At 40.9% G+C, this 13,685-nt stretch carries 8 protein-coding genes; 6 read left to right on the top strand and 2 right to left on the bottom strand.

Annotated elements, in window-relative coordinates; translation table 11 throughout:
* The first annotated feature begins 177 nt into the window (after positions 1 to 177).
* Positions 178 to 1,419: a peptidoglycan DD-metalloendopeptidase family protein gene (locus BTO21_RS00095; RefSeq protein ID WP_239993789.1), complete on the top strand. Its 1,242-nt coding sequence runs from the start codon at positions 178 to 180 to the stop codon at positions 1,417 to 1,419.
* Between the two features lie 72 nt (positions 1,420 to 1,491).
* Here BTO21_RS00095 and erpA read toward each other — a convergent pair whose 3' ends face one another.
* Both erpA and clcA read right to left on the bottom strand, forming a co-directional pair.
* Complete coding sequence (erpA, locus tag BTO21_RS00090) at positions 1,492 to 1,833, bottom strand: iron-sulfur cluster insertion protein ErpA (protein ID WP_045027470.1); 342 nt, start codon at positions 1,831 to 1,833, stop codon at positions 1,492 to 1,494.
* Positions 1,834 to 1,895: 62 nt separating this feature from the next.
* Positions 1,896 to 3,284 carry a H(+)/Cl(-) exchange transporter ClcA gene (gene clcA / locus BTO21_RS00085; protein ID WP_373455481.1) on the bottom strand — a complete coding sequence of 463 codons (1,389 nt, stop codon included), beginning with the start codon at positions 3,282 to 3,284 and terminating at the stop codon, positions 1,896 to 1,898.
* Between the two features lie 347 nt (positions 3,285 to 3,631).
* Here clcA and hemL point away from each other — a divergent pair, with 347 nt between their 5' ends.
* From hemL to BTO21_RS00055, 5 genes are all read left to right on the top strand, one after another.
* The gene (gene hemL / locus BTO21_RS00080) at positions 3,632 to 4,936 is read left to right on the top strand and encodes a glutamate-1-semialdehyde 2,1-aminomutase (RefSeq protein WP_045027466.1); all 1,305 of its coding nucleotides are present in this window, start codon (positions 3,632 to 3,634) and stop codon (positions 4,934 to 4,936) included.
* A 380-nt stretch (positions 4,937 to 5,316) separates the two neighbouring features.
* Positions 5,317 to 6,402: an AI-2E family transporter gene (locus BTO21_RS00075; RefSeq protein WP_045027465.1), complete on the top strand. Its 1,086-nt coding sequence runs from the start codon at positions 5,317 to 5,319 to the stop codon at positions 6,400 to 6,402.
* Between the two features lie 159 nt (positions 6,403 to 6,561).
* Positions 6,562 to 7,581, top strand: a complete 1,020-nt coding sequence (gene rsmC / locus BTO21_RS00070; RefSeq protein WP_105026645.1) for a 16S rRNA (guanine(1207)-N(2))-methyltransferase RsmC — start codon at positions 6,562 to 6,564, stop codon at positions 7,579 to 7,581.
* 270 nt (positions 7,582 to 7,851) lie between these two features.
* Positions 7,852 to 11,226: a response regulator gene (locus BTO21_RS00065; RefSeq protein WP_045027463.1), complete on the top strand. Its 3,375-nt coding sequence runs from the start codon at positions 7,852 to 7,854 to the stop codon at positions 11,224 to 11,226.
* A 747-nt stretch (positions 11,227 to 11,973) separates the two neighbouring features.
* Complete coding sequence (locus BTO21_RS00055) at positions 11,974 to 13,650, top strand: ABC transporter substrate-binding protein (protein WP_045027460.1); 1,677 nt, start codon at positions 11,974 to 11,976, stop codon at positions 13,648 to 13,650.
* The last annotated feature ends 35 nt before the right edge of the window (positions 13,651 to 13,685 follow it).

Here is a 13,685-nt window from a genome sequence, read left to right as displayed (position 1 = left end):
GTGGTCACTCCGACAAATTTCAAAAAAACAATATTGAATATTTGGACTTCAATAGCCGCTTATATTGAAAGCCGCTACACTTAATATTATTTATTTAATACCGTCATGAATGGAAGCTCCTCACCTCGTATGCCAAGAATAAATAAAATACTGATCGGAATAATCGCAAGTGCGGTTATGGCTCTGATTGTGGCCCCTGACATTTATGCAGAGCCACCCACAAACACTGAGCCTACATATCAATTAGGTCAACATTATCCGTTAGTTTTACCGCTAATATCAGCGAAAACAACCGAACCTACGCCATACTCACCGCTAGCATGGAAAACGCATACCATCAAAAGTGGTGAAAGCTTAGCGGTAGCATTTGATAATGTTGGTTTAGATAGCGGACTGCTACACCAAATAGTTGCGACCAGTAATAAAACCAAAAAATTGGTTTCGTTACGCCCTGGGGATAATTTGAATTTTGGCTTTGATGATGCAGGAAATCTCATCGAATTACACCAGCCACTAAATAATATTGAAACCTTAGTGGTAAAACGTAAACGTAATAGCAATGATTTTACAGCCACGATAGATAAACAACAACTTGAAACCCAAACAAATTATGCCCAAGCAACGATTGAATCCAGTTTTTGGAATGCTGCCGACAAAGCAGGCTTAACCGCCAATCAAATCATGGAAATAGCGGCACTGTTTGGCTGGGATATTGATTTTGCACTTGATATTAGAGCGGGTGATAAATTTGAGGTACTGTTTGAACAACACTATCTCGATGGTAATCCGATTGATCACGGCAATATTCTTGCGGCAACCTTTACCAATATGGGACAAACGTTTACGGCTGTGCGTCATCAAGACGGTAAATATTACGACAAAAATGGTCAAGCGATGCGTAAAGCCTTTTTACGCTCACCAATTAACTTCCGTTATGTCAGTTCAAACTTTAACCCCCGCCGTCTACACCCGGTTACTAAACAAGTGAAAGCACATCGTGGTACCGATTATGTCGCTCCAGTAGGTACGCCAATATGGGCAGCGGGTGATGGTGTCGTGATGGAGTCAGGTTACAACCAATTTAACGGTAACTATGTGTTTATTCGTCATAATGGTAATTACGTTACTAAGTATTTACACATGACTAAACGAATGGTTAAAAACGGGCAACGCATTAAGCAGGGACAAACTATTGGTACGTTAGGCGGAACAGGACGAGTGACAGGACCTCATCTACATTATGAATTCTTGGTCAATGGTCAGCATCAAAACCCACGTACAGTAGATTTACCCCAAGCACATTCGCTTTCAGGATCAGCGCAAACCGTGTTTAAGCAACAAGCAAGTAAGCAACTTAAACAAGTTAACAATTACAGTCATTTATTAGCTAAAAATGCTATTTTATTACCTCAAAGTTAATACTTTACTTGAGTAAAAAACAAAAAAGCCGTCAAATAGACGGCTTTTTTTATGACAAAGAAGATCATCGCATTAAACGCTAAATGATGCTCCACAGCCACATGTTGTGGTTGCATTAGGGTTATTCACAAAAAAGCGTGACCCTTCTAAGCCTTCAGTATAATCAACGATACCACCAATTAAGTATTGTAAGCTCATCGGATCGACAACTAGCGTTACGCCATTATTTTCAATGGTCATATCGCCATCATTAACTTTCTCGTCAAACGTGAAGCCATATTGAAACCCACTACAACCGCCACCTGTAATATATACACGCAGTTTTAACTCTGGGTTTTCTTCTTCAGCGATCAGCGTTTTCACTTTATTCGCAGCCACATCAGAAAAAGTCAGCGGCAAATTAACATCGCTCATTACAAAACCTCTCAAACACTTCCATTAATTAAAGCTGATTATCTAATACCTGACTATTGTGTTCAAGTATTAGCCGTCTCAACTGGGGCATCATGTGGTGAATCGTGGCCTAATTTTTCTTTTTTAATGGTACGGTGAAGCAATTGGGAGTAAATCGGCTGACCACCTAACATTTGAGCCATCATAGTCGCACCCAATGTTGTTACCACTAACGGTAAAATAAGGTGATAGTTATTAGTCATTTCGATAACTAACAAAATACCCGTAATCGGTGCACGCACTGTTGCTGCAAACAACGCTCCCATACCTGCGATAGCAAATAGACCCGGAGCAATGCCTAAGTGAGGATAAATATCGAGTGCTACAGTACCAAAAAACGTACCAAATAAAGTACCTAACGCCAACATCGGTGCAAAAATACCACCGGGAGCACCAGAGCCAAAACATAATAATGTTGTCACTACGCGAGCAAAAAACAACAGTAACAACATATTTAAGCTGTAATCGCCATTAGTTGCAGGTGGAATAAGAAACACACCACCGCCAGTTAGCTCTGGGAAGTAAAGTAATAATAGACCAAAACAGCCCCCTAATAATCCGCCCGTAATTAAATAGCGAGTGCGATTATTATGGTGAATATTAACAAACCAATCTAATGTAAAAATAATTAAGCGGTTAAAAAGAACCCCAAAACCACCAAATAGTAACCCTAGTACCAAGAATAGCCATAACGACGTTAGCGCAGGCGCATCATATTGCGGCATGGTAATAACCGCACTTTGGCCAGAGATAAATCGAAACACGATCGTCGACATCATGGCTGAAATCATTACACATTTAACCGAGATTAAACTGTAACGAAATTGTGGCCGCATCTCTTCTATAACAAACATAATACCCGCCATTGGGGCATTAAATGCTGCCGCTAAACCACCAGCAGCACCAGCGGCCAATAACGAGTGACGACCTTCTTTATCTTTTAAACGGAAAATATCTGAAATCATACGACCGATATTACCGCCCATTTGTACCGTCGGGCCTTCACGGCCCAAGACCATACCTGAACCTAACGCGCCTAAACCACCGAAGAACTTAACCGGAATAACTCGCCACCAACGAACCGGACGCATTTCATCCATCGCACCTTCAATTTCTGGTATACCAGAACCTCCGGCTTCAGGAGCAAAGCGGCATACTAAAAAGTAACCAATAAAAGCGAGTATGCCACTAACAAGAAATGCCGCTAACCATAATGGCAGCACGTTGGTAATTTCGTCACGTAACCAGACAGTACGCTGCTCACTAACCCACCGCACACCAATTTCAAATAGCGTACCAACCAAGCCAGCAAGAGTACCAACAAGAGCCGAAAGAAATAGAACAGAAACAGGTGTTTTATCTTGGGTCAAGAAACGCCTCACCAACCCACTAGGTTGGAGATGGAAAGGCATATGAAGACCGCGCGATTTTTCAGTCATTAGAGAGCCGTATTATATAAAGATAACGCTATTCTAGCGTAGAGGATGAAGATCGATTTGATACTACAGCCTAATCCAATGTGGTTATGATTTACACTGCTAATGTTGAAAAATAGCTTTGCAACTGTGACTTGTTTCCCAAAATATAGGGTTTCCATTTTAGATTAGGCTTCATTTTATGCAGTAAAATGACTCTCGCTTCAGCGTCACTTTAGGTACAATAAGACAGTTTCACTCCCCACACTTCTCTCGCCTATGATTGATTAGGACAGATAATTCTGTGGATTGAACCAACGTCTTACTTTTTTATAGGATCTCACATGAGCAAAACGAACAAGTCAGCTGATTTATTTGCTAAAGCACAACAAAAAATACCTGGTGGCGTCAATTCACCGGTCCGTGCTTTTGCCGGTGTTGGTGGCACGCCACTATTTATTGAGCGTGCCGATGGCGCCTATATCTTTGATGCTGATGGTAATGCCTATATCGATTACGTCGGTTCATGGGGACCAATGATTTTAGGCCATAATCATGCAGCTATTCGTGATGCCGTGATCAAAGCAGCCCAACAAGGGCTAAGCTTTGGCGCGCCAACAGCAATGGAAATCACCATGGCTGAATTAGTATCAGAACTTGTACCGTCGATGGAAATGGTCCGTATGGTAAGTTCAGGTACAGAAGCAACTATGAGTGCGATTCGTCTAGCTCGTGGCTTCACCGGCCGTGATAAAATTCTTAAATTTGAAGGCTGTTACCACGGTCATGCTGATTGCCTTTTGGTAAAAGCAGGTTCAGGTGCATTAACACTTGGCCAACCAAGCTCTCCGGGTGTTCCCGCTGATTTTGCCAAACATACTCTAACGGCAACTTACAACGATCTTGATTCTGTGCGCGAAGCATTTATGGCACAGCCTGATCAAATCGCTTGTATTATCGTTGAACCTGTTGCTGGTAATATGAACTGTATTCCTCCAGTACCTGGTTTCCTTCAAGGCTTACGTGAAATTTGTGATGAATTTGGCGCGCTGTTAATTTTAGATGAGGTAATGACAGGCTTCCGCGTGGCGCAAGGTGGTGCTCAAGCGTATTACAATGTTAAACCTGATATCACAACGTTAGGAAAAATCATCGGTGGCGGCATGCCTGTGGGTGCTTTTGGTGGTCGTCGTGATGTAATGGAATTTATCGCACCGACAGGCCCTGTGTATCAAGCAGGTACCCTATCAGGTAACCCTGTGGCAATGGCAGCAGGTCATGCATGCTTAAACGTACTGATCGAAAAAGGTAATGAAAAGCGCTTAGCGAATACCACTAAACGTTTAGCGGATGGCTTTAAAGCACTTGCTGACAAGCATGGTATTCCATTAGCGGTAAACCAAGTAGGTGCCATGTTTGGTTTCTTCTTTATCGATCAAGATACTGTGACTTGCTATGACGATGTGACTAAGTGTGACATTGAACGTTTTAAGCGTTTCTTTAATTTAATGCTTGATAAAGGGGTTTACTTAGCACCTTCAGCTTATGAAGCTTGCTTTACTTCCCTTGCGCATAACGATAAAGAAATCGATGCAACCCTAGAAGCGGCTGATTTTGCATTTGCGACCCTCGCTGCTGAAGCAAAATAGCATCATTTAAAATAAATAATACAATGTTATTAAAAACATTATTTTATTAATGCTATGATGCAAAAAGGTCACTCATTGTGGCCTTTTTTTATGAGAGTCGTTTATCATTACGTTAATCATATAACCAATAAATAATGCATTATATTGGTGATTATTTACTGCCAAAAATAAACCGCAACCCCGATAACAAGTACTAAAATAATTAGTACTAACGGTGGCTTACGTTTTTTTTTGTCATCACAACCACAATTACAACATCCCATAAGCTATCTCCTCGATAAGGGCTATAATCATCAAACAATAACGGTGATTATAATGATAATCTTTATCAATTACAGTGAGAATGACTCTTATCGGTCGATTTTAAAAGGATAAATACAGTGTCTCAACCCTTTAAGGTAGAACCTCGCCACTGGATGCTAATTGCGGCACTCTTTGTCGCCGCGTTCGCCAGTTATAAATTAATCGAACCTTACCTTGGTCCAATTGTATTAGCGTTTATTATTTCCCTATTATTCGCCCCATTGCATAAACGTCTATTATCTAAGATGCCAAGCCGTGAAAATACCGCGGCAATGCTGTCATGCTTTATCCTGACCGTGATTATCGTTATTCCTATTTTAGTGGTGTTTTCATCGATCGTGCACCAAGGAACCACCGTTTCTAAAGAAAGCTACACTTGGCTAACAACCGGTGGGCCTAAAGAGTTATTTGCTCACCCTTATGCTCAAAAAGCACTAGCACTGATCGACAAATATTCGCCGTTCCATGATTTTGATCCTCAAGTGATCATTCAAAAATTGGCGACGACAGCCTCTCAAGTGGGTTCACAAGCACTGAATATCAGCGCAAAGATATTAGGTGATGCGACGAGTTTATTAGTTAACTTTATGATGATGTTATTTGTGCTGTTTTTTCTATTGCGCGATAACGACAAAATGATCTCAGCAATTCGCCATGTTATTCCACTGTCTCGCAGTCAAGAAGACACCATCATTAATGAGGTTGAACAAGTTGCAAGATCTGCAGTACTCGGTTCTTTTCTTACCGCATTAGCACAAGGTTTGGCCGGCGGCTTCGCCATGTGGTTATGTGGCTTCCCGGGCATATTCTGGGGCTCAATGATGGCCTTTGCCTCATTAATTCCAGTGGTTGGTACCGCCTTAATTTGGCTTCCAGCCTCGTTATATTTATTGCTGATTGGCGATTGGCAATGGGCGTTATTCCTTGCTTGTTGGGGCGTAATTGTCGTCGGCTCTATCGACAACATCGTGCGTCCATTACTGATGCAAGGCAGCTCAAGTATGAATACTTTATTGATCTTCTTTTCAATCATTGGTGGTATTCAATTATTTGGCTTAATCGGCATGATCTACGGCCCTATTATTTTCGGGGTAACTCTAGTCTTGTTTAAAATGTATGAAGTTGAATTTCAATCCTTCCTTGAGCAACAAGATAGTAACTAACTATCACTAATCACTGACTATCACGCCGTTATTATTAATCACAATAATAACGGCGAATTATTGTTATAGCGGTTCTATTTAGCCGTGACTTTTCATCTGTCACTATTTATGGAACAATCCGCGCTCCTGAACCATGATGTCTATTTTGAGGCCAGTTAAATGTCTTATTCCCCTGCGAGCCAAGTGGTTGCTCGTCAATCTGAATTTTTTGAAAATCGTAAAGTCCTTATCGCTGGTGAACTAAACGATACCTTTGCCTCAGAATTACTCGCAACTGCGCAATCAGTAACAGTATTCACCACCAATTATGGCTACTTGGGTGACATTGAACACCATCAAGCCATTGACTGTCATTTTGGCGCTGAACTTAATGCTGATCTCGATATTGATATGATCTTGCTTTATTGGCCGAAAGCCAAAGCTGAGGCGGATTATTTATTATCAATGCTATTGAGTAAGTTTGCGGCTGGCGTAGAGATTTGTATTGTTGGTGAAAACCGCAGTGGTGTTCGAAGCGCAGAAAAAATGTTTACTCAATACGGCCCATTAACCAAGTATGACTCAGCGCGACGTTGCAGTTTTTATTGGGGTCGTTGCGATACCCCTGCCGCTGCATTTGATATCAATAAATGGTTCCGTAGTTACCCAATCAGTATTGCTGGGGTAAACCTGACTGTCCGTTCACTGCCTGGCGTATTTAGCCACGGTGAGTTTGATAAAGGCTCAGAGTTACTGCTAAATAATTTACCAACCCTTAATGGACGCGTACTCGACTTTGGTTGTGGTGCGGGGGTTATTGGCGCGGTAATGAAGGCCAAATATCCACAGATCGAGCTAGATCTGTGTGATATTAGCGCTCTAGCCATTGAGTCAGCGAAAGAAACCTTTAAGGTTAATCAACTAACAGCTAACTTTATCGCCACTGATGTCTATAAAAACATTGATGGTCCTTACCAATATTTAATCAGTAACCCGCCATTTCATGCTGGCTTAAAGACTTTTTATACTGCGACTGAAAGCTTCATTAACCAAGCACCTCAATATTTACGTCATGGTGGTCAATTAATGATTGTGGCTAACTGCTTCTTACAATATCCACCATTGATTGAAGCCAGTCTTGGTCAGTGTGAGATCAGTTCTCATACCAATAAATTCAATGTTTATACTGCTAACAAATAATTAGCAACACCTTATCATTACCATTCTGATTTTATAAAAGGGCAGTCACTATTGCCCTTTTTTATTCCGTTAAATTTGTTACTTTTGTGTCTCTTGGCACGATTCCCTTTTTAGTAACTTGATTCATAATAGAAATCCAGTATAAACACTACTATTCATCACATTAAGATATTAACAATTAGGACAATCGTTAATATCTTAATGCCTATTTTAACGTAACGACAGTTGCCGTTAAAACCGTAAATACCAATATATTATTCGGGCACCGGAATGCAGAATACTAAACGCTTCAAACGTCTTCAGCACACACTTATGCTGGCATTTTTAGTGCTCAGTATCACCCCATTGATATTGTCAGCACTCTATTTTCTTAATTCACATACCAAAGATTTAGCCGAGCAGAGTATTAATCATCTGGCTTCATTACGTGACAATAAACAAAAGCAACTCCACAGCTTTTTTACGGCCAAAGAATCAGAAGTTAAGAGCTTTGCTCGCTCAGAATTATCCAATAATAGTGGCGGCCGCTTTTATGGTTTAGTCGGAGCATTCCACCAGCTCGGTAATATTGATTCACAACTTGATGCACAAGGTCGCGCCAACTATTTTAATTTAACCTTAACCACCAAAAGTAATCAAAATTCCGACCGAGGATATATTGGTCACGAACGGTATCGATTAATGTTTAAGCGTTATAACGCCGTGTATAACGAGTACCTTAAACGCTCTGATTTCAAAGATATTATGTTGGTCGATATCTCGGGGGATATCGTCTACTCAGTGAAAAATCATGATCTTTTTGGGGTTAATTTATTAACCGACACCTCACACCTTGCATTACAGCAAACATTTAAAGCCATTAAGACGAAAACCGAACAAAGCCAAAATAGCCAAGAACAAGTACCGGTAGTGTTTACTGACTTTAGCGCTAACAATCATAATACCGATACTACCGCTTGGTTTGCCGCCCCGATTATTCAGCAAGGTTACCTACACAGTTATGTGTTTATGGAACTGAGTAATAAAAAAGTGGCGGAGTTAATTCAAGATAATACCAAGCATATTCAAACACTCTTAGTCGGTAGTGATCACCAACTGCGGTTTGAATCTAATCATCAATTACCACCACAATTACAAAGCCAAAGTATTGATCAAGCGTTAGCGGGGAAATCGGGGATCGGGAGTTTTATCAACTACGATAATATTCCGGTATTAGGTGCTTTTTCTCCTTTGGAAATTTTAGGTCATCACTGGGCATTAGTAGTTGAATTTCCTGAAAAAGAGGCATTTTCACGTATATTTGAATTAGAGAAAATATTTGTTGCCGCAATGGTATCTGCAATTATTTTAGTGATCATTACTTCGCATTGGCTCTCTAACTCGATCACTGCACCGTTATTACGCTTAACGTGGGCGGCAGAAAAAGCCTCTGGTGGTGATTTAGAACAAAAAATTGATGGTACTGAACGCCGAGATGAAATCGGCCGCTTAGCGATCAGTTTTGCTCGTATGCAACGATCTATCCGTGAAAAAATGGGACTTATTCGCGAGCAAAATAAAGAGTTAGAACATAACCTGACCATCATTCGCCAGCAAAACAATGAACTTCAAACCGCAGATAAAATGAAAGATGAGTTTCTGGCAACAACATCGCACGAATTACGCACCCCACTCCATGGCATGGTGGGTATCGCTGAATCTTTATTAGCAGGCGCTAACGGTGCATTACATCAATCACAACGACGTCAATTAGAAATGATCATCAGCAGTGGTCAACGCTTAACCACACTGGTTGATGATCTGCTTGATTACCACAAAATGCGTTATGGCGATCTTGATATTCACCATCAAGCGGTTGATATGTCAGTCGCGATTCGATTAGTGTTGGAGTTATCTAGTCATTTATTGGGTAATAAACCGATTCGTATTATTAACCAAATTCCAGCAGATCTGCCTCTAGTTGATGCTGATGAGCAACGTTTAGAGCAAGTGCTATATAACTTAGTCGGTAATGCGATTAAATATACCTCTGAAGGTAAAATCATTTTATCGGCAACGGTATTAGAGCATCAATTACGGATTCAAGTGGTTGATACCGGACAAGGTATTCCAAGTGAACAACTAGAACATATTTTTGAGCCGTTAATCCAAGCCAATACTGGGTCGGCAAATTACCGTCAAGGCGCAGGGCTTGGGTTATCGATCAGTCGCCAATTGATTGAACTAATGGGAGGGCGGTTATATGTCAGTAGCCAACAAATGGTCGGTACGACCTTTAGCTTCACTCTCAACCTCGCCAATGCTAACCAAATTGCAGCAATGGCGGCTAGCCCTAATAACAATCACTTTAAAGCACCATTACTACATACAACTAACTACGATCCGTCTGATTTACCAGAGAACCCAGACGGTGAATTATTACTGATTGTTGACGATGAACCGGTAAATCTACAAATCTTAACCAACTTCTTACGTCTTGGTGGTTATCGTGTACAAACCGCTGAAAGTGGCCCGCAAGCATTAGCATTGATCACCGCACAACAACCTGATCTGGTATTACTTGATATTATGATGCCAGAAATGAGTGGCTATGAAGTATGTACTATCTTACGCAAAGATCACTCGATGCTAGCTTTACCCATCATTATGTTATCAGCCCTTGGTCAAGTACAAGATCGCTTAAAAGGTTTTGAGTGTGGCGCCAATGACTACTTAACCAAACCATTTAATAAAGAAGAGTTAATTGCGCGTATTCGTGCTTACCTTCAAGCAGGTAAAACCGAAATTGAACGCCAGAAAAATCACGCATTAGAGCAAGAGATCCACCGCCGTGAACAAGTTGAAATTGGACTGATTGAAACCCAAAGTCGCTTGCTTGGGTTATTAGATTCAACCAGTGAGGCAATTATCTGCGTCCAACAAGAAGGTCGAATTCGCTATGCTAACAGTGCCGCTGGTAAGCTGTTTAAACGAACACCTGAATTGCTAGAGCGCCATAACATTGATGATATTTTAGTAACACCGCTACCAATAGCAACCACTGATAATCACCATTTTAATGGCCATTTAAATTATTATATCGCTGACCAGCAACAACAATTAATGACTGATGTAATCAATTTACCCGCAGAATCTGGACTTAAACAAATGTTTGTTTTTGATAACCAAGGACCATCAGCCGATCATCGCATTAATCTGCTTGAAAATGCGATTGATGTCTTGTCTGAATTTGCTTTTAATGGCGATAAAAACAACCTCCAGCAATTACGCGAATTAGGCGGAGAGTTTACCCGTTTAGCAGATAAATTAGGTGATGGCGAACATAATAAAACCGAAATCATTCGCCAATTATTAGTCGATGCCATGAGAGCAACATTGGTATTTTGGGAGGCAGAATCCAATAAAAACAAATTTGAATTAGCCGAAGAAAGTGGTCTCTGGCGTGTCTATCTAGACCGTAGTACGCTCCAAACTCGCACGTTAGATAAATACCTTCAGCTTGAAACACTGCCGAAGACACCCCGTTGGCGTACGGTGATAAATACCATTGATTATGTATTGGAACGCTGCCAACAATCCAATAGTGCCCGTCAAGAACTGGTCATTATGCGCGATAAATTACATCATATTATTAGCCATAACTAACCAAACGACTAACGTAGCATCATTTCAACAAAGGCCCTCTAAGGGCCTTTTTTATTACCAATAATATCGCCTCACCAACCATTATCACACCACCTAATATCACCACTCTTTACACCATACTCAAGTACTGTTCCATCAGTAATCCGTGATAACAGCCACCCAGAATTACTTTTTTAACCCTTCAAATAATCACAGTTAAATCCGTATAAATGATCAATATCACACTATCATTAGTGGTTAAAATTAAATCATATCTATCAAAAAACACCATTTTAAAGTGTCGAAATAAATTCTTTTGGTTTATGAGAACCGAATCACAACAAACCGACCCCGTAAATTTTCCGCATAAAAATAACCATAAAAAAGCCTATGCGTTACATCACACCTATCATCTTAAAGAAAAAACAACCAATAAATAAAGAAACACAGCAGTAGTAAGCACTAACGTAACTAATGTAACAACGGTTTTCATTTGTGATGCTAACCACGCTATTTACTAACTGCTCAATCACGTAAAACAACGAAATTAACGTTTTTGACGGTAAATATAGTCTTTTTGACGTTTTTGACGGGCGGCCATGTTGACGATTAGGCCAATCCAGCCAATATTGAAGCCACTGACAACCTACAAGGCCATTCAGTGGTTCAGCGTTACTCAGTTCCAATGAAGTAGGTTTGAGGCGCTCCAATGACGGAGCTAATTTTTATTTCCATTTAGTGAAACAGAGCTAAGAGTAAGGAACAGCTATGCTTGCCAATATTAACAAAACTAAGTTAGCACTTGCAGTTGTTGCTGCAGCAACCGCTTTTACAGCACCCGTTGCGACTGCATCAGAAAAAAGCCAGCTAACAATCGTACCCGATTTTTACCCTACAATGGTACGTAACTTTAACCCGTTTTTAGCAACAAACCTTCGTACCACTACTGAATTCGTTTACGAGCCATTGGTTATCTTTAACCAAATGCATGGTAACGAGCCTGTTATGCGTTTGGCGAAAGACTACTACATGTCTGACGACCTAATGAAAGTCACATTTGATATTCGTGATGGCGTAAAATGGTCAGACGGTAAAGCGTTCACAGCTGAAGATGTTGTTTACTCTTTTAACCTAGTTAAAGAGAAGCCTGAGCTTGACCAAATTGGTATCAACAAGTGGGTTAAATCAGTTAAGCAAGACGGTAACAAAGTTATCTTCGAACTTACTGCTGCTAACTCAAATGTACCGTTTGAAATCTCTAAAGTGCCCGTTGTTCCTAAGCACATTTGGAGCAAAGTGAAGAACCCAACAACGTTCACTAACGAGAACCCTGTAGGTACTGGTCCATTTACTGAGATCGATACCTTTACTCCTCAACTTTACGTTCAATGTCGTAACCCTAATTACTGGGATAACGCGAACTTAGAAGTTGATTGTTTACGTGTTCCTCAAATCGCAAACAACGACCAACTACTGACTAAGATCATCAGCTCTGAGTTAGATTGGACGTCATCGTTCATTCCTGATATTGACAGTACTTACGCTGCAGCAAATCCTAACCACAAATACTGGTACCCTGCTGCTGGTACAATGTCATTCATGTTGAACTACAAGTCGCCAAAAGCGGGTAACAACGAAGCAATCAACAATGTTGACTTCCGTCGTGCATTCTCAATGGCAATTGACCGTCAAACAATCATCGACATCGCGTTCTACGGTGCGGGTACTCCGAACGATTACGCATCTGGTCTAGGTGATAGCTTTAAAGCATGGTCTGATGAAGCAGTACATAATAAGTACAAAGCTTACAACACTTACAACGTCAAAGCCGCTAAAGACCTACTGACTAAAGCAGGCTTTAAAGACCTTGATGGTGACGGATTTGTTGAATCACCAAAAGGTGAGAAAATCGAGCTTGAAGTTCAATCACCAAACGGTTGGACTGACTTCAACAACACAGTACAGCTAGGTGTTGAGCAGCTTCAAGAAGCAGGTATCAATGCAAAAGCACGTACTCCTGACTTCGCTGTTTACAACCAAGCAATGCTAGAAGGCACTTACGATGTAGCGTTTACTAACTACTTCCACGGTGCAGATCCACACCTATACTGGGACAGTGCGTACAACTCACGTCTACAGAACGGTGATGGTATGCCACGTTTCGCTATGCACTACTTTAAAAATGCACAGTTAGATACGTTACTAGACAGCTTCTACAAAACAGCTGATAAGGGTGAGCAAATCAAGATTGCTCATGGTATTCAGAAAATCATTGCTGAGAATCAAATCACGATTCCTCTAATTTCTGGTGCTAACAACTTCCAATACAATGAAGGTCGCTTCACTGGTTGGTGGAACGAGAAGAACCCTAAAGGCCGTCCAATGGTATGGGCTGGTGTTCAAGAGCGTCTACTTCAAGTACTAGACCTAAAACCAAAAGCATAATTTCTGCTTAAATTTGCGGTGCACGCCTTGTGCAC

It is taken from the genome of Photobacterium phosphoreum, from assembly GCF_002954725.1.
GTDB classification, from domain to species: Bacteria; Pseudomonadota; Gammaproteobacteria; order Enterobacterales; family Vibrionaceae; genus Photobacterium; species Photobacterium phosphoreum.
The sequence above is the reverse complement of the archived record's forward strand: the minus strand, read 5'-3'. Positions and strand labels throughout refer to the sequence as shown.

What these genes read in the sequence shown, in the direction of transcription:
- BTO21_RS00095 (WP_239993789.1), top strand. Translation starts at nt 178, where the DNA reads ATGGCTCTGATTGTGGCCCCTGACATTTATGCAGAGCCACCCACAAAC.
- erpA (WP_045027470.1), bottom strand. Translation starts at nt 1,833, where the DNA reads ATGAGCGATGTTAATTTGCCGCTGACTTTTTCTGATGTGGCTGCGAAT.
- clcA (WP_373455481.1), bottom strand. Translation starts at nt 3,284, where the DNA reads ATGCCTTTCCATCTCCAACCTAGTGGGTTGGTGAGGCGTTTCTTGACC.
- hemL (WP_045027466.1), top strand. Translation starts at nt 3,632, where the DNA reads ATGAGCAAAACGAACAAGTCAGCTGATTTATTTGCTAAAGCACAACAA.
- rsmC (WP_105026645.1), top strand. Translation starts at nt 6,562, where the DNA reads ATGTCTTATTCCCCTGCGAGCCAAGTGGTTGCTCGTCAATCTGAATTT.
- BTO21_RS00065 (WP_045027463.1), top strand. Translation starts at nt 7,852, where the DNA reads ATGCAGAATACTAAACGCTTCAAACGTCTTCAGCACACACTTATGCTG.
- BTO21_RS00055 (WP_045027460.1), top strand. Translation starts at nt 11,974, where the DNA reads ATGCTTGCCAATATTAACAAAACTAAGTTAGCACTTGCAGTTGTTGCT.